This window comes from Pseudomonas sp. NPDC090592, from assembly GCF_044769185.1.
Lineage (GTDB): Bacteria > Pseudomonadota > Gammaproteobacteria > Pseudomonadales > Pseudomonadaceae > Aquipseudomonas.
This window is the reverse complement of record NZ_JBIVXJ010000009.1, coordinates 123,853-140,719: the sequence shown is the minus strand read 5'-3', so window position 1 is coordinate 140,719 and position 16,867 is coordinate 123,853. Positions and strand designations below refer to the sequence as shown.

The following is a 16,867-nucleotide window of genomic DNA, read 5'->3' as shown; positions in this document are numbered from 1 at the left end:
GTCAGCCGTCTGCGGGCTTTGCTTATGAGAATTGAAATCATTATTATTGCACCCCCAAAAAACGCCCGGACCTTCGCCATGACGCGCAAAACTGCCGGCCTCCCGCTCAGCTATCGGCTGGCCGTTGCCTCACGCAGCCTGGCCGCGCTGTTGGGTGGCTACCTGCTGGCGTCCATGGCCAGCGTCTGCATTGCCCTGGTGGCGCCGTTGCCAAAGGTTGATGCCACGCTTACCGGTCTGTTGTTGTCGTTCGTCTTCTACCTGCTGGCATTCATCTGGTGCTTCGCGTGCCGTAGCGCCTGGCGTGCCTGGTTGGGCGTACTGGCGCCAAGCCTGCTACTGGGGATGATCAGCGGCGTTGCCTACTGGATGAAAAACCCATGAAAGAAGGCTTCCGCCAGGCGATGGCCTGGCTGCACACCTGGACCGGGCTGATTTTCGGCTGGCTGTTGTTCGCCATCTTCCTCACCGGCACGTTGTCGTATTTCAAGGAAGAAATTACCCACTGGACACAGCCCGAAGTACGCAGCCATGCCCTTGACCCGCTGCATAGCCTGGACATGGCCCAGCACTACCTGCAGGACCATGGCGGGCATTCGGGCACGTGGTTCATTCGCATGCCCAACGCACGCGAGGCGGCCTTGAGCGTGGGCTACCGCGACCCTGATAGCGGGCAGCGCGGGTTCGTGAGCAAAACCCTCGATACACAGACGGGCCAGCCGGTGGAAGCACGCGACAGCCGCGGTGGCGAGTTCTTCTACCGTTTCCACTTCCAGTTGCAGATGCCTTACCCGTTCGGCCGGTGGCTGTCGACGTTCTGCGCCTTCATCATGCTGCTGGGGCTGGTTACCGGCATCATCACCCACAAGAAGATCTTCAAGGAGTTCTTCACCTTCCGCCCCGGCAAAGGGCAGCGCTCCTGGCTGGACGGGCACAACGCCATTGGCGTGCTGGTGCTGCCGTTCCACCTGATGATCAGTTACAGCAGCCTGGTGCTGTTCATGTACATGGTGATGCCGGCGGGGATCATGGCCAGTTATGGCAATGACACCGAAAAGTACTTCAACGACCTGTTCGGCCGCAACGACGCGCCGAAGGCAGCCCAGGTGGCTGCGCCGCTGGTGCCGCTGCCGAGCCTGTATGCCCAGGTGCAGGCCCTGCAACCCGGCGCGCGCATTGGCAACATCCAGGTGCAAAACCCGGGTGACAGCAATGCCCGCGTCACCTTCACCCAATCGGCTGCCGACCACGTGGCTTACCGGCGCAGTGCCAACTGGACCTTCGACGGCGCCAGTGGCGCGCTGCTGAGCCAGGGCAAGCCCGAGAGCGGGGCGATGATGACCGCCTTCAGTTTTGCCGGGCTGCACATGGGCAATTTCGCCGGGCCTTGGCTGCGCTGGCTGTACTTCTTCTTCGGCGTGGCGGGTACTGCGGTGATTGGCACGGGGCTGGTGATGTGGTTGGGCAAGCGCCAGCTCAAGCACGCCAAGAGCGAGCACATGCCGGGTGAGCTGCGCCTGGTGGAAGTGCTGAACATTGCCAGCATGAGCGGCTTGTTGCTGGCGGTGGCGAGTTTCTTCTGGGCCAACCGCCTTTTCCCGATGGGCTTCGAAGGCCGCGCCGAGTGGGAGGTCAATGCCTTCTTCATGGCCTGGGGCCTGTCGCTTGTGCATGCCGTGCTGCGCAGTGGCCGCAGGGCCTGGGGCGAGCAACTTGCGGTGGGTGCGCTGGCCTTTGCCTTGCTGCCATTGCTCAACGGCCTGAGCACTGATCGGGGCCTGAACCATTCGCTGCTGGAAGGTGACTGGGCCATGGCCGGCTTCGACCTGACAGCCCTGGCAACCGGGCTGTTCCTGGCCTGGCTGGCCGGCAAGATGCTGCGCAGCCCCAAACCGGTGGCAAAGCGCCCACGTGTGGCGAAAAAGCCGAGCAGCGAAACGGCGGAGGCGAGCTGATGCTGGGTAACGCACTTATCGCATTCGCAGGTTTTGTCGCCTTGTGCCTGGCCATGGAAAAACACTTCAGCGACTTGCTCGGGCGCAAGCCGCGCTCTGGGCAGTTGCGGCTGTTGCGTATCGCCGGTTGGCTGTTGTTGCTGCTGTCGCTGGTCCTGAGCGTGCATTTGCGTGGCTGGGCCCACGGCCTGGTGGAGTGGACGGCGGTGATGATGGCCGGGGTGACCTTGTGGGTGTTCGGGCTACCTTACCAACCGCGCCTGCTGCTGGGCCTGGCCGCCGCCAGCGTGGTGCTGGGGCCGTTGCTGGCCGTGTTTGCAGTGTGACCCTGTGAGCGAGCCGGGGGACATGACCGAACTGGACGCCGAGAATGGCGGCGGGCGTGCCCGTTTCGTCCAGGTTTTTCTGGCCCAACGGGCGCGCATGGAGGCGCTGGTCAGCCGCCGGGTCGGCTGCCGTGCCACGGCTTCGGACCTGGTCCAGGAACTGTTCCTGCGCTTCTGGCGCCGCCCCGAGGTCAAGGTCGAGGCACTGGATACCTACCTGCTGCGTTGCGCCGGCAACCTGGCCATCGACCACCTGCGCAGTGAAGGCAGCCGGGAGCGTGTGGCAGAAGCCGCCTTGCCAGTGGACGAGATGGCCACGGCCCAGGCACCCGAGCAGGCCCTGGAGGTGGACCACGACCTGCAACGCATCGAAGCCGCCTTGCGTGCCTTGCCCGAGCGCACCCGGCAGATCTTTCTGCTCAACCGCATCCACGGCTGCAAGTACGGCGAAATCGCCAAGGCCATGCAGTTGTCCCAGAGTGCCGTGGAAAAGCATATGATGCGCGCCCTTGAAGCGTGCAAGGCCAGTGTTGCCGAGCCCGCGCCCACTCCACGCCGGCCAGGGAGCGCCCGTCGATGAGCAGCATGCCCCCCATTACCGAGGCGCAATCCCAGGCAGCACTGCAATGGCTCAGCCGCATCAACGAGCAGCCCGCGCAAGCCGAAGGGGCGGCGTTCAAGCGCTGGTTGCTGGCCGACCCCGGGCACCGTGACGCCTACCAACAGGCCCAGGCACTGTGGCAGAAAAGCGCCACCCCGGCTTTGCTGCTGGCGGACGAGGAACACGACGCCCTGCAGCGCTACCTCGATGCCATGGCCAGCCCGCCGACCCGCAGCCCGTGGCGGCGCGTGGCGGCACTGGCAATGGCGGCCTGCCTGGTGCTGGCCGTGGGTGTTGCCGGTGGCTGGCACCCGGGCTACTGGTTACAGGACTTGCAGGCCGACTACAGCACTGCCGGGCAGATTCGCCAGGTGACCTTGGCCGACCAGTCGCAAGTCACGCTGGATGCGGGCAGCGCCATTGCCGTCGATTTTGCCCAGGGTGAGCGCCGTGTGCGGTTGCTGCATGGCGCGGCGTTCTTCCAGGTTACACACACCGGCGAGCCGTTCCTGGTGGAAGCTGCCGGTGGCGAAGTTCGAGTGCTCGGCACCCAGTTCGAGGTGCGTGAGCAAGGCGAGGGCGCCCAGGTGACGGTGCGCAGCGGGCGTGTGGGGGTTAGCCCTGCGCAGGGCACCTTGGCGCGTGAGCTGACTGCCAACCAGCAGGTGAACTACAGCGCAGACAGGGTAGGCGACACCCAGGTTGTGGACAGTGACAACCGTCTGGCCTGGCGGCAAGGGTGGCTGAACTACTACCAGGCGCCGCTGGCACAGGTGGTCGAAGACCTCGGGCGTTATTACCCGGGGCGCATTGTGTTGCTGGATGGCGAACTGGGGCAGCGCAAGGTCAGTGGCAGTTTCCCGGTGGGCGAGCCACTGCTGGCGCTGGATTCGCTGGGCAAGGTGATGGGCTTTTCGCGGCAGACGGTGTTGGGGCGTTTGACCTTGGTTCGGTAGTTACATGCACCGGCCTCTTCGCGGGCACGCCCGCTCCCACAGGTATTGCGCAAGTCCCTGTGGGAGCGGGCATGCCCGCGAAGAGGCCGGCGCAGGAAAAATATTTTCAGAAAGCGGGTGAGGTAACAGGACGTGGCATCCGTGTAATGAGTGGAAGTGCGATTCATTCGCAATCATCACCCTCTCACAGGTCAGCGTCCATGAAGTTCTCCTCGCTTTGCGTCCCTCTCTGGTTCGGCCTTGCCATGCTCCCGGCCATTGCTGTCGCCCCCTTGGCCAGTGCCGCCGAGCACCAGCAGACCTATGCCTTCGCCCAGCCGGCCCAGCCCCTGGCCCAGGCGCTCAACGCCTTCAGCCGCACCACCGGCCAGAGTGTGGTCTACACCCTGGAACTGCCGGGCGTGCAGGCGCCGGCACTGAATGGCCGCTTCAGCGCCGAACAGGCCCTGCAACAGCTGCTGGGCAACGCCGGGCTGGCCTGGCGCCGGGTCGATGCACGTACCCTGACCCTCGAAACCGCAGATACCTCCGGCGCCCTCAACCTGCAGGCCACCACCGTGACCTCGCAAATGGACGTGTACAGCTATCAACCGCCGGCCACCGCCTCGATCATGCGCGGGCAGGGCCCGAACCAGGACATCCCCCAGGCCATCAACGTGGTACCGGCCCAGGTCATCCGCGACCAGGCCCCGCGTAACCTGGATGATGCCCTGGCCAACGTCAGCGGCATTACCCAGGGCAACAACTTTGGCGGCACCTCCGACACGGTGATGAAGCGCGGTTTTGGCGACAACCGCGACGGCTCGATCATGCGTGATGGCATGCCCATCGTGCAGGGCCGCAGCCTCAACGCCAGCACCGAGCGGGTCGAAGTGCTCAAAGGCCCGGCCTCGCTGCTGTACGGCATCCAGGACCCGGGCGGGGTGATCAACGTGGTCAGCAAGCGCCCGCAACTTGAACAGTACAACGCGCTGACCGTACGCGGCTCCACCTACGGCAGCGGCAAGAATGGCAGTGGCGGCGGGTTCGACAGCACTGGCGCACTGGGTGACAGCAACTTCGCTTACCGGCTGATCGTCGATCACGAAGACGAGGATTACTGGCGCAATTATGGCGTGCACCGCGAGTCACTGGTAGCGCCGTCGCTGGCCTGGCTGGGCGAAGACACCCAGGTGGTGCTGGCCTACGACCACCGCGAATTTCTTTACCCGTTCGACCGTGGCACCGCATTCGGCAACAACGGCCACCCGCTGAATATCCCCGCCACGCGTCGGCTGGACGAGCCGTTCAATGACATGGAGGGGCGCTCCGACCTGTATCGGCTGGAAGTCGACCACCAGCTGGCCGACGACTGGAAGCTGCACTTTGGCTACAGCTTCAACCGCGAAACATACGATGCAAGCCAGGTGCGGGTGACCGGGGTCAACGAAGCCAAAGGCACACTGACGCGCAGCATCGACGGCACCCACAACGCCATGAGCCGCGACCAGTTCGCCACCCTCAGCCTGGCCGGCAATGTGGAGTTGGCCGGCATGCAGAATGACCTGTTGTTCGGCGTCGACCATGAAGACCGCAAGGTGTATCGCGGCGACCTGATCCGCCAGACCGCACGCTCCACCTTCAGTTACCTCGACCCCGTTTACGGCCAGGAAGTGGAAGGCACCAGCGTACGTGCCAGTGACAGCGACCAGACCGACAAGCTGCGTACCGATGCACTGTTCGTGCAGGACGCGTTGCACCTGGATGATCACTGGATCCTGGTGGCCGGCGCACGCTTCCAGCAGTTCGACCAGTATGCCGGCCGCGGTCGACCGTTCACGGCCAATACCGATAACAGCGGCCAGGCCTGGGTTCCGCATGCTGGCATTGTCTACAAGGTCGATGACCAGCTGTCGTTCTATGGCAGTTACAGCGAGTCGTTCAAGCCCAACTCCAGCATTGCGCCGCTGACGGGCGGCGTAGTACTGGACTCGTCCGTTGCGCCCGAGGAAGGCAAGTCGTGGGAGCTGGGCGCCAAGCTGGACATGCCCGGCCGCCTGACCGGTACCTTGGCGCTGTTCGACATCACCAAGCGTAATGTGCTGGTCGCCAATTTCGACAGCGGAACCGGCGAGACGGTCTACAGCAATGCCGGCGAGGTCAATTCAAGAGGCGTGGAACTTGACCTGACCGGCCAGCTCAGCGAGCACTGGAGCCTGATCGGCAGCTATGCCTTTACCGATGCCAAGGTGACGAAAGACCCGGACCTTGAGGGTAACCGCCTGCAGAACGTGGCCAGGCACACGGGCTCGTTGTCGGCTGTGTACGACTTCGGCAGCCTGTTCGGTGGCGACAAGCTACGGTTCGGTGCTGGCGCACGCTACGTGGGTGAACGGGCGGGCAACTCGACCAACACCTTCGACCTGCCGTCGTACACCGTGGCCGATGCGTTCGCTACCTACGAGACCAAGCTCGATGAGCACAATGTCCGGCTGCAATTGAACGTGAAGAACCTGTTCGACAAGGTGTACTACAGCTCGGCGGTGAACCAGTACTTTGTGGCGATTGGCGATGCGCGGCAGGTGAGCTTGTCGAGCACCTTCGAGTTTTAGGAGCAGGGGGCCGCTTTGCGGCCCATCGCCGGCAAGCCAGCTCCCACAGGTATCGCGACAACTTCAAGCCTGTGAGAATCCTGTGGGAGCTGGCTTGCCGGCGATGGGCTGCAAAGCAGCCCCAATGTCACAGGCTGAAGGCCAAACGGTATTCTCCTGGTGTGGCACCCATCGCCTGGCGGAACCGGTTGCTGAAATGGCTGGCACTGGCAAACCCGCAGAGCAGGGCAATTTCCCCCAGCGGCATCGCCCCCAACTGCAACAGCTCGCAAGCCCGGTGCAGCCGCCGGGCCAGCAGGTACTGGTGCGGCGGTAGCCCGAAGCTGGTGCGGAACATGCGCGCAAAGTGGTATTCGGACAGGTTGCAGCGCAAGGCCAGTTCACCCAGGGTGATGGGCTGGTCCAGGTGCGCCTCGATGTAATCGACCAGTTGCCGGCGCAGGTTGGGCGCCAGCCCGCCTTTCAGGCGCAGGCCCTGGCGCAGGCCGACCTGGCTGAGCAGCGCATGGTCGACGATCTCGTGCGCCAGGGTACTGGCCAGCAAACGCTCGCCGGGCTCGTCCCAGTCCAGGGTGATCAACTGGCGAAAGCGAGTGGCCTGTTGCGGGTCGTCGAGAAAGGTCGCTTCCTGCAACTGCAATTCACGTGGTTCACGGTCGAGCAGGCGCACGCAACCCAAGGCGAACTGCGCCTCGCTCACATACAGGTGCGCCAGTCGGATGGCACCATTGACCACCCAGTTCGACTCCTGCCCGGCCGGCATCACGCACAGCTTGCCGGGCGCGCCCTTGTCGGCCGGGCGTTGGCGGCGGAAGGTGCCGGTGCCGTCGGCGATGTAGCACGACAGGGTGTGATGGGTCGGCGCCTGATAGTCGCGGGCATCGTCGCGGTTGCTCCACAACGCCGCCGCCAGCCCGTCGCCCAGCTGCGCGCTCAGCTCCAGCCGCGCGTGGGGCGAGGCATGCATGGCGTTGAACACTTGCAGCTGGGTGAGTGGGGTCATGGGCGGTTCCTCTTGCCTGCCATCCTACTGCCACTTGGGCAGGCTGACAGCTACCTGCGGGACAAAAGCGCAAGTTTGTGCAAGCTGCATGCGCCGCGCACGGTGAACACTGTTGGCACTGGCGAGGGCTGCGCCCTCGATCGCCGGCAAGCCAGCTCCCACAGGTACAGCGCCCGGCTTGGGGTTGACGCTGTCCCTGTGGGAGCTGGCTTGCCGGCGATGGGCCGCGCAGCGGCCCCGGGATGTAATGTCGATCGCCTGAGGAACTGCACCCATGAACCTGTCACTGTACCTGCTCACCGTCCTGATCTGGGGGACCACCTGGATTGCCCTGAAGCTCCAGTTGGGTGAGGTCGCCATCCCTGTCTCGATCGTTTACCGCTTCGCCCTGGCGGGGCTGATCCTGTTCGCCTTCCTGCTGCTTACCCGCCGCCTTCAGCCCATGAACCGCCGCGGCCACCAGATCTGCCTGGCCCAGGGCTTGTGCCTGTTCTGCGTCAACTTCATGTGCTTTCTCACGGCCAGCCAGTGGATTGCCAGTGGCCTGATCGCCGTGGTGTTCTCCACCGCCACGCTGTGGAACGCACTTAACGCACGGATGTTTTTCGGCCAGAAAATCGCCAGCAATGTGCTGGGTGGCGGGGCCCTTGGCTTGCTTGGCCTGGGCTTGCTGTTCTGGCCCGAGCTTTCGCACCACAGCGCCAGCCGCGAGACGTTGTACGGCCTTGGCTTGGCCTTGCTCGGGACGCTGTGCTTCTCGGCGGGCAACATGCTTTCGAGCATGCAGCAGAAGGCTGGGCTCAGGCCCATGACCACCAATGCCTGGGGCATGGTCTACGGGGCGATGATGCTGGCGGTGTATTGCCTGGCCAGCGGTATTCCTTTCGACATGGAATGGAACACCCGCTATATCGGGTCGTTGATGTACCTGGTGATACCGGGCTCGGTGATCGGCTTCACTGCCTACCTGACCCTGGTCGGGCGCATGGGGCCGGAGCGGGCGGCATACTGCACGGTGCTGTTCCCGCTGGTGGCGCTGAATGTGTCGGCGGTGGCCGAGGGGTATCAGTGGACGGCGCCGGCCCTGATGGGGCTGGTGGCGGTGATGGCGGGGAATGTGCTGGTGTTTCGCAAGCCCAAGGCCAAGGTGGCTGATGGGTTGGTGGTGGCCAAATAGATAATGTGTTGTCTGCACTGGCCCTTTCGCGGGTGAACCCGCTCCCACAGGTATTGCACAGGTCCTGAGGGCTGTGGGGTATCTGTGGGAGCGGGCTTGCCCGCGAAGAGGCCGGTGCAGGCGATAGAAGGCTATCAGCCCTTCCAAACCTGCGGGTTCACCAGGTCCCGCGGCCGCTCACCCAGCAGTGCCGCGCGCAGGTTTTCCATCGCGCGGTTGGCCATGGCCTGGCGGGTTTCGGCAGTGGCCGAACCAATGTGCGGCAAGGTCAGCGCATTGGGCAGTGTGAACAGCGGTGAATCGCTCAGCGGTTCTTTCTCGTACACATCCAGGCCAGCCCCACGAATAGTGCCGTTCTGCAGCGCCTCGATCAGCGCGGCTTCATCGACCACCGGGCCACGGGCAATGTTGATCAGGAATGCGCTCGGCTTCATCAGTTTCAGCTCACGGGTGCTGATCAGCTTGCGGGTTGCGTCGGACAGCGGCACCACGATGACGATGAAGTCCGCTTCTGCCAGCAACTCATCCAGGCTGCGGAACTGCGCACCCAGCTCCTGTTCCAGCGCGGTCTTGCGGCTGTTGCCGCTGTACAGGATCGGCATGTTGAAACCGAACCGCCCACGGCGGGCAACGGCAGCGCCAATGTTGCCCATGCCGACGATACCCAGCGTCTTGCCATGCACATCGCTGCCGAAGTGCGCCGGGCCCACGGTGGCCTGCCAGTTGCCGGCCTTGGTCCAGGCATCCAGCTCGGCGGTGCGCCGGGCGCAGCCCATGACCAGCGAGAAGCCCAGGTCGGCGGTGCTTTCGGTGAGCACGTCGGGGGTGTTGGTCAGGGCGATGCCACGCTCGTTGAAATAGTCCAGGTCATAGTTGTCGTAACCGACCGAAACGCTGGACACCACCTCCAGCCTGGCCGCGCCTTCAAGCTGGGCACGGCCGAGCTTGCGGCCAACGCCGATCAGGCCGTGGGCCTCGGGGAGGGCTTCGTTGAACTGGGCATTGATGTCGCCGAGCTTGGGGTTCGGCAGGATCACGTTGAAGTCTTGCTGCAGGCGCTCGGCCATGGCCGGGGTGATACGGCTGAAGGCCAGGACGGTCTTTTTCATCGGGCTACTTCTCTGCAAGGCGGTGGACGGTGGGGGCTTCTTCGCGGGCATGCCCGCTCCCACAGGTAATGCACAGGGCTTGAAGGTGTGCCGTACCTGTGGGAGCGGGCGTGCCCGCGAATGGGCCTACATTGGTTAGCAACCTACCATTGTCTACCACCGCCTTGCAGCTGCTTTTAGTTGGCGATCAGCACCTGATGGGTTTTCAGGTCTGCCTCATGGGCTGCGAGAATCTCCGGCAGCGAGTTGCGCAGGTACTCGACCCAGGTCTTGATCTTGGCATCCAGGTATTGCCGCGATGGGTAGATGGCGTACAGGTTCAGCTCCTGCAGGCGGTACTCGGGCAGCACCCGCACCAGGCTGCCATCACGCAGGCCGTCGATGGCCGAGTAAATGGGCAGCACGCCTACGCCCATACCACTGCGGATCGCGGTCTTCATGGCGTCGGCGGTGTTGACCATGAACGGCGAGCTGGTGATGTTGACCATTTCCTGGCCTTCCGGCCCGTCGAACAGCCACTTTTCCAGCGGGATCACCGGGCTGACCATGCGCAGGCAGGCGTGCTTGAGCAGGTCGGCGGGCTTTTGCGCGCTGCCGTGGCGGGCAATGTAGCCGGGCGAGGCGCAGACGATGCTGTAGGTAATACCCAGCCGCTGGGATACGAACCCCGAGTCGGGCAGCTCGGTGGCCAGCACGATGGACACGTCATAGCCTTCGTCGAGCAGGTCGGGCACGCGGTTGGCCATGGTCAGGTCGAAGGTCACGTCTGGGTGCGATTCACGGTAGCGGGCGATGGCATCCACCACGAAGTGCTGGCCGACCCCGGTCATCGAGTGCACCTTCAACTGCCCGGCAGGGCGGGCGTGTGCATCGCTGGCTTCGGCTTCGGCTTCTTCCACATAGGTAAGAATCTGTTCGCAACGCATCAGGTAGCGCTTGCCGGCTTCGGTCAGCGCAATGCGGCGGGTAGTACGGTTGAGCAGCCTTGTTTGCAGATGGGCTTCCAGGTTGGAGACCGCCCGCGACACGTTCGCGGTGGTCGTATCCAGTTGTGCCGCCGCAGCGGTGAAGCTGCCTAGCTGGGCTACGCAACTGAAAGCACGCATGTTTTGCAGGGTGTCCATGGGTCACTCTCAATGTAGAGGACAAAATTGTGTCACGAAGTAACGGCAAAAAGCTGAAAAGTTACCTTCGACCAAAGGCGGATTATCGCTGTTTCGGTAACAAAGATTCGCAGGAATCTGCGCTTATCGCCAGTGCTGTCGCCCCCTAGAATTGCCCGGCCCCTTCACCTCTTCCTCGGGAAATCGCAGCTGTGCCGCGTCGCATCATCAGAACGCTCAATGCGTTCAGTGCCTGTGCCCTTGCCCTCACCTTGAGCGGCTGTATCGGAACCTGGGGCATTGCCCCGCAAAGCAAGACGCTGCAAGCCAATACCTTGACCACCGACGCGGCCATACGCGAAGCCGCGACCGACGCCCATTGGCCCGACCAGCAGTGGTGGCACGGCTATGGCGACCCCCAGCTGGACCGTTGGGTTGCCCTGGCAGTGGCCGGCAGCCCAAGCCTGGCCATGGCTGCCGCGCGGGTGCGCGAAGCCAAGGCCATGGCCGGTGTGGTCGAGTCGGCAGAAAAACTCCAGGTCAATGGCCAGGCTGCGCTCAAGCGCCACAACTGGCCTGAGGACCAGTTCTACGGCCCGGGCGCACTGTCGGGTGCCAATACCTGGGACAACAACGCCGCTTTCGGCTTCAGCTACGCACTCGACCTGTGGGGCCGCGAACGCAATGCCAGCGAGCAGGCTGTGGACCAGGCGCACATGAGCGTTGCCGAAGCCCGCCAGGCGCAGCTGGAGCTGCAGAACAACGTGGTGCGTGCCTACATCCAGCTGAGCTTGCACTTTGCCCAGCGCGATATCGTCAAGGCCGAGCTGGAGCAGCAGGAGCAGATCCTGGCCCTGGCCAAGCGCCGCCTGGACGCCGGCATCGGCACCCATTTCGAAGTCAGCCAGGCCGAATCACCGCTGCCGGAAACCCACCGCCAGCTCGATAGCCTGAACGAAGAAATCGCCCTCACCCGCAACCAGTTGGCCGCATTGGCCGGCAAGGGCCCGGGGGAGGGCGCACAGTTGCAGCGCCCGACCCTGGCCCTGGCCGCGCCGCTGAAACTGCCGTCCAACCTGCCTGCCGAGCTGGTCGGCCAGCGCCCCGACGTGGTCGCCAGCCGCTGGCAGGTGGCTGCGCAGGCGCGTGGCATCGACGTCGCCCATGCCGGCTTCTTCCCCAATGTCGACCTGGTGGGCAGCCTGGGCTTCATGGCCACCGGCGGTGGCCCGCTGGAGTTCCTGACCGGGCGCAAGTTCAACTACAACGTCGGCCCGGCCATCAGCCTGCCCATCTTCGACGGTGGCCGCCTGCGCTCGGAACTGGGTGTGGCTGCGGCGGGGTATGACGTGGCCGTGGCACGTTACAACCAGACCGTGGTTGGCGCGCTGAAGAACATCTCCGACCAACTGATCCGCCGCGAGTCGATGCAAGAACAGTCGCATTTCGCCGCCGAATCCGTCGCTGCCGCGCAGAAAACCTACGACATCGCCATGGTCGCTTTCCAGCGTGGCCTTACCGACTACCTGAACGTGCTCAATTCGCAGACCTTGCTGTTCCGCCAGCAGCAGGTGCAGCAGCAGGTGCAGGCTGCCCGCCTGATTGCCCATGCCGAGCTGGTCACCGCCTTGGGCGGTGGCCTGCAGGCTGGCCAGGATGTGCCGAAGGAGCAACGTCAGGCCGCGCCGAAAACCCCGGCCACCCTGGCCATTTTCGACAAGAAGCCGGATAACGCCGAATGAGCACTTCCAGTTTGCCCGTGCGCTGGCTGCAAAGCCTGGAATGGCGCCGGGGCTTCTTTGCCTGGGCGCGCACCGACGGGGTGACCTGGGTGTACATCTTCAAGGTGCTGGCCGCCGCCTTCATCACCTTGTGGCTGGCCATGCGCCTGGAGCTGCCGCAACCGCGTACGGCGATGATCACTGTGTTCATCGTGATGCAGCCGCAAAGCGGGCATGTGTTCGCCAAGAGCTTCTACCGGGTGCTCGGCACCCTGGCCGGTTCGGCGATGATGGTGGCGCTGATCGCCATCTTCCCGCAGAACACCGAGCTGTTCCTGCCCAGCCTGGCCCTGTGGGTGGGGCTGTGCTCGGCCGGCGCCATGCGCTACCGCACCTTCCGCGCCTATGGCTTCGTGCTGGCCGGCTACACCGCGGCCATGATCGGCCTACCGGTGTTGCAGCACCCCGACCAGGCGTTCATGGCGGCGGTATGGCGGGTGCTGGAAATTGCCTTGGGCATCCTGGTTTCGACTTTTGTCAGTGCCGCAATCCTGCCGCAGTCGGCCAGTGCTGCCATGCGCAACGCCCTGTACCAGCGCTTTGGCGTGTTCGCCGGGGTGGTGGTCGAGGCCTTGCGTGGTGACAGCCAGAAAGACCGTTTCGAGAGCAGCAACGTGCGCTTCGTTGCCGAAGCGGTCGGCCTTGAGAGCCTGCGCAACGTCACCGCCTTCGAAGATCCGCACATGCGCCGCCGCTCTGGCCGCCTGGTGCGGATGAACAGCGAATTCATGGCCATCACCACGCGCTTCAACGCCTTGCACCGTTTGCTGGAGCGCCTGCGCGCCCGTGGCCCGTTGCAGATCGTCGGTGCCATTGAACCGGGGCTGAATACGCTGGTGGAACTGTTGCAGCCCTATGTGGGCCGGGCGCTGACCGATGCCGATGCGCTGCGCCTCACCCTGGAGCTGGCCGCCTACAAGGAAGGCCTGCAAGCCCAGGTGCGTGGGCTGCGTGCCGAGTACCTGGCGACCGAGCCCAGCGAGGCCGACCTGCTCGACTTCCACACCGCCTTCGAGCTGCTGTACCGCTTTGTCGACGAAATGTACAGCTACGCCGAAACCCACGCTTCGTTGGCTGCGCACAAGCACGAGCGCGAACAGTGGGATGAGCCCTACGTGGCGCAGACCAGCTGGCTGGTGTCGCTGGCCGCCGGCGTGCGGGCGTCGGCGGTGTTGTTGCTGCTGGGCAGCTACTGGCTGCTCAGCGACTGGCCCAGCGGCGCCATGATGACCCTGATCGCCACCGTCACCGTGGGCCTGTCGGCGGCCTCGCCGAACCCCAAGCGCATGTCGTTCCAGATGGCTTGCGGCACGGCCATCGGCGCCTTTGTCGGCTTCTTCGAAACCTTTTTCGTGTTCCCCTGGATCGACGGTTTCCCCCTGCTGTGCATGGTGTTGGCGCCGGTGTTCGTGCTGGGCGCATTCCTCTCGTCGCGCCCGGCCTATGCGGGGTACGGCATCGGCCTGCTGGTGTTCTTTGCCATCGGCTCGGTGCCCAACAACCTCACCGTGTATGACCCGTATAGCTTCATCAACGACTACATCGGCATGGTCATCGGCATGTTCGTCTGTGCCGCTGCCGGTGCGATCATCCTGCCGCCCAACAGCCGGTGGTTGTGGAGCCGCCTGGAGCAGGAACTGCGCGAGCAAGTGCTGTTCGCCATCAGCGGCCGCCTGCGTGGTATCGGCACGGCCTTTGAAAGCCGCACCCGCGACTTGCTGCACCAGGCCTATGGTCTGGCGGCCGGCAAGCCGCAAGTACAGAGCCAGTTGATGGGCTGGATGTTCACCGTGCTGGAAATCGGCCACGCCGTGATCGAGCTGCGCAAGGAACAGGCCCGCGCGCCGGTGCACCCGGCCTATGCCGAATCGCAGCCCTGGCGCCAGGCCATCCGCGTGATGGGCCGCGCCCTGGCACGGCTGTTCCTGCAACCCAGTGCCAGCAATCACGAACGTGCGCTGGTGGCGGTGGACCATGCCATTGCCCGTGTGCAGGCCACTGACGAGCCGTTTGCCCGGCACTTCGACACCTCGGTGCTGCGCCGTGCACAAAGCTACCTGCACTTCATCCGTTCTTCCCTGCTGGACCCACAGTCGCCGCTGGTACCGGCGAAAGGACTGCAAGATGCTGCGTGAAAGCATGCCCCGTGAAATCGCCTTCCATGGCGTGTACATGCCCACCATGACCCTGATGTTCCTGTTCGCCCTGGGCCTGGCCTGGGGCCTGGACCGGTTCATCGCCAGCCATGATGGCTACCGCTTCTTCTGGCACCCGGCGCTGCTGCGCCTGAGCCTGTTCGTCTGCCTGTTCGGCGCCCTGGCGCTGTCGCTCTACTGGTGAGAACCCTTCGATGAAAAAGTTTTTCAGCCTGATCGCTACCTTGCTGGTGCTGACCGCCGCCGTGGTGATTGGCCGCCAGTTGTGGCTGCACTACATGACCACGCCCTGGACCCGTGACGGCCGCGTGCGTGCCGACATCATCAACGTTGCCGCCGATGTGCCGGGCTACGTGGTGGACGTGCCAGTCAAGGACAACCAGCGGGTGAAAAAGGGTGACCTGCTGATCCAGATCGACCCCGAGCACTATCAGTTGGCAGTCGACCAGGCCAAGGCCATGGTCGCCTCGCGCAAGGCCACCTGGGAAATGCGCAAGGTCAACGCCAAGCGCCGTGCCGACATGGACAACCTGGTGATCTCCAAGGAAAACCGCGACGACGCCAGCAACATCGCCAACTCCGCCCAGGCGGACTACCAGCAGGCCCTTGCCGAACTGGCGGCTGCCGAGTTGAACCTCAAGCGCACCCACATCGTGGCCACGGTGGACGGCTACGTGACTAACCTGAACATCCACAAGGGCGACTATGCGCGTACTGGTGAAGCAGTGATGGCGGTGGTCGACGAGAACTCGTTCTGGGTGTACGGCTTCTTCGAAGAGACCAAGCTGCCGCATGTGAAAGTAGGTGACCAGGCCGAGTTGCAGATGATGAGCGGCGAGCGCATCAAGGGCCATGTGGAGAGCATCGCCCGCGGCATCTACGACCGCGACAACCCGCAAAGCCGTGAGCTGATTGCCGATGTGAACCCGACCTTCAACTGGGTGCGCCTGGCGCAGCGGGTGCCGGTGCGGATACATATCGATGAAGTGCCGGAAGGGTTTTTGCTGGCGGCGGGGACGACGTGTACGGTGGTGGTGAAGCCGAGCGAGGGGTGAGAGATGGTAGGGGTTGCGGGTGCATGACTTGAGACTTTCAGGGCCTGTGGTATCGAGCGCCGCCCGCGCGGCGCTTCGCGGGGCAAGCCCGCTCCCACATTTGTTTCGGGCCAGTCTCGCCTGTGGCCGCGCGCGCGACCGCCTTGTTTGTCACACACGATATCGAGGTGGACTCTGAAAGGGGGCGCGCGCTGCAGGCTCAGGATAGATTGGCCCGAAACAAATGTGGGAGCGGGCTTGCCCCGCGAAGCGCCGCGCGGGCGGCGCTCGATCTCGCAGGCGAAAAACCTCTCAAGCCGATCACATGCTGGCCCACATGCTTTACCAGAGGCAAACCCCATGCAGGTCAGCCCGCAAGACCCACCAGCACTGGCACCTCAACCCGGTCGATCACCTTTGCGCTGATCGACGGATCCAGCATCCGCCCCAGCCGTGACAGGTGGCGGTGGCCCATGATGATCAGCTCGCAGTTCAGCTCCAGTGCCTTGGCCACAATGGCCTCGACCGGTTGCCCGGCAACCATGCAGCCCTGGCTGGTAAAGCCGGCTTGCTGCAACGCACGCACCGCCTCGGCCACGGCGTGGTCGGCATGCTGCTGTTCCTCGCAGGCTGCGGGGTATTCCTCCAGTTCCTCGGCGGTATAGGGCGCGGGTTGCTCGTGCACGGCGAAGGTGGAATCGATGGCCAGCAGGATGTGCAGTTCGTGTTCGGCGGGGCGGCAGTAGCGGCGGGCGAGGGTGAGCAGGGTGCTGGAAGCGGGGGAGGCGTCGATGGCGATCAGGACGGGGGTGGGCATTGGGGATCCTTGACTGAGGCTGGCTGATAAGTCTGCAGGGCCGGCCCTTTCGCGGGCATGCCCGCTCCCACAGGTACTGCGCAGCCTTCGGATACTGTGCGGTCCCTGTGGGAGCGGGCGTGCCCGCGAAGAGGCCGGACCTGGCTATGTTTCATTTATCGCCGATCACATTCGGGGAATAAATGCCCCACCACGCACGAGCGCATTGCGTCTGATGCAATCCCCCAACCTGCTACCATCGCCATTCCCCAACGCTGT

Annotated in this window: 15 protein-coding genes; 11 read left to right on the top strand and 4 right to left on the bottom strand. The window is 64.1% G+C overall.

Features of this window, described 5'->3' with window-relative positions; all coding sequences use genetic code 11:
* Positions 1 to 78: 78 nt before the first annotated feature.
* The 6 genes from ACIQUI_RS10470 to ACIQUI_RS10445 all read left to right on the top strand — a co-directional run bounded on the left by ACIQUI_RS10470 (position 79) and on the right by ACIQUI_RS10445 (position 6,429).
* The gene (locus tag ACIQUI_RS10470) at positions 79 to 384 is read left to right on the top strand and encodes a DUF3649 domain-containing protein (RefSeq protein WP_403197898.1); all 306 of its coding nucleotides are present in this window, start codon (positions 79 to 81) and stop codon (positions 382 to 384) included.
* Positions 381 to 1,955 carry a PepSY-associated TM helix domain-containing protein gene (locus ACIQUI_RS10465; RefSeq protein ID WP_403197897.1) on the top strand — a complete coding sequence of 525 codons (1,575 nt, stop codon included), beginning with the start codon at positions 381 to 383 and terminating at the stop codon, positions 1,953 to 1,955. Before ACIQUI_RS10470 ends, ACIQUI_RS10465 begins: the two co-directional genes overlap by 4 nt.
* Positions 1,955 to 2,281, top strand: coding sequence for a DUF3325 domain-containing protein (locus ACIQUI_RS10460; RefSeq protein ID WP_403197894.1), 327 nt, complete (start codon positions 1,955 to 1,957; stop codon positions 2,279 to 2,281). The genes ACIQUI_RS10465 and ACIQUI_RS10460 overlap by 1 nt, the downstream gene beginning before the upstream one ends.
* A gap of 22 nt (positions 2,282 to 2,303) precedes the next feature.
* Complete coding sequence (locus ACIQUI_RS10455) at positions 2,304 to 2,861, top strand: RNA polymerase sigma factor (protein WP_403197892.1); 558 nt, start codon at positions 2,304 to 2,306, stop codon at positions 2,859 to 2,861.
* Complete coding sequence (locus ACIQUI_RS10450) at positions 2,858 to 3,838, top strand: FecR family protein (RefSeq protein ID WP_403197890.1); 981 nt, start codon at positions 2,858 to 2,860, stop codon at positions 3,836 to 3,838. The genes ACIQUI_RS10455 and ACIQUI_RS10450 overlap by 4 nt, the downstream gene beginning before the upstream one ends.
* Positions 3,839 to 4,038: 200 nt before the next feature.
* A complete protein-coding gene (locus ACIQUI_RS10445; RefSeq protein ID WP_403197887.1) occupies positions 4,039 to 6,429 on the top strand; it encodes a TonB-dependent siderophore receptor in 2,391 nt (796 codons plus the stop codon).
* Between the two features lie 127 nt (positions 6,430 to 6,556).
* Here ACIQUI_RS10445 and ACIQUI_RS10440 read toward each other — a convergent pair whose 3' ends face one another.
* Entirely contained in the window at positions 6,557 to 7,432 is an 876-nt protein-coding gene (locus ACIQUI_RS10440; protein ID WP_403197886.1) for a helix-turn-helix domain-containing protein, read from the bottom strand.
* Between the two features lie 274 nt (positions 7,433 to 7,706).
* On the opposite strand from ACIQUI_RS10440, the gene ACIQUI_RS10435 reads away from it, so the two are divergent.
* Positions 7,707 to 8,609: a DMT family transporter gene (locus ACIQUI_RS10435; protein ID WP_403197885.1), complete on the top strand. Its 903-nt coding sequence runs from the start codon at positions 7,707 to 7,709 to the stop codon at positions 8,607 to 8,609.
* Between the two features lie 134 nt (positions 8,610 to 8,743).
* On the opposite strand, the gene ACIQUI_RS10430 is transcribed toward ACIQUI_RS10435, so the two are convergent.
* Entirely contained in the window at positions 8,744 to 9,718 is a 975-nt protein-coding gene (locus ACIQUI_RS10430; RefSeq protein WP_403197882.1) for a 2-hydroxyacid dehydrogenase, read from the bottom strand.
* Between the two features lie 176 nt (positions 9,719 to 9,894).
* Positions 9,895 to 10,842 carry a LysR family transcriptional regulator gene (locus ACIQUI_RS10425; protein WP_016713499.1) on the bottom strand — a complete coding sequence of 316 codons (948 nt, stop codon included), beginning with the start codon at positions 10,840 to 10,842 and terminating at the stop codon, positions 9,895 to 9,897.
* A 191-nt stretch (positions 10,843 to 11,033) separates the two neighbouring features.
* On the opposite strand from ACIQUI_RS10425, the gene ACIQUI_RS10420 reads away from it, so the two are divergent.
* From ACIQUI_RS10420 to ACIQUI_RS10405, 4 genes are read left to right on the top strand one after another with little or no spacing between them, the layout of a single operon-like run.
* Entirely contained in the window at positions 11,034 to 12,563 is a 1,530-nt protein-coding gene (locus ACIQUI_RS10420; RefSeq protein ID WP_403197877.1) for an efflux transporter outer membrane subunit, read from the top strand.
* The gene (locus ACIQUI_RS10415; protein ID WP_403197874.1) at positions 12,560 to 14,737 is read left to right on the top strand and encodes an FUSC family protein; all 2,178 of its coding nucleotides are present in this window, start codon (positions 12,560 to 12,562) and stop codon (positions 14,735 to 14,737) included. Before ACIQUI_RS10420 ends, ACIQUI_RS10415 begins: the two co-directional genes overlap by 4 nt.
* A gap of 4 nt (positions 14,738 to 14,741) precedes the next feature.
* A complete protein-coding gene (locus ACIQUI_RS10410) occupies positions 14,742 to 14,942 on the top strand; it encodes a DUF1656 domain-containing protein (RefSeq protein ID WP_008097766.1) in 201 nt (66 codons plus the stop codon).
* A gap of 10 nt (positions 14,943 to 14,952) precedes the next feature.
* A complete protein-coding gene (locus tag ACIQUI_RS10405; protein WP_391127514.1) occupies positions 14,953 to 15,813 on the top strand; it encodes an efflux RND transporter periplasmic adaptor subunit in 861 nt (286 codons plus the stop codon).
* Between the two features lie 346 nt (positions 15,814 to 16,159).
* Here ACIQUI_RS10405 and ACIQUI_RS10400 read toward each other — a convergent pair whose 3' ends face one another.
* Positions 16,160 to 16,609 carry a universal stress protein gene (locus ACIQUI_RS10400; protein WP_403197871.1) on the bottom strand — a complete coding sequence of 150 codons (450 nt, stop codon included), beginning with the start codon at positions 16,607 to 16,609 and terminating at the stop codon, positions 16,160 to 16,162.
* Positions 16,610 to 16,867 lie beyond the last annotated feature (258 nt).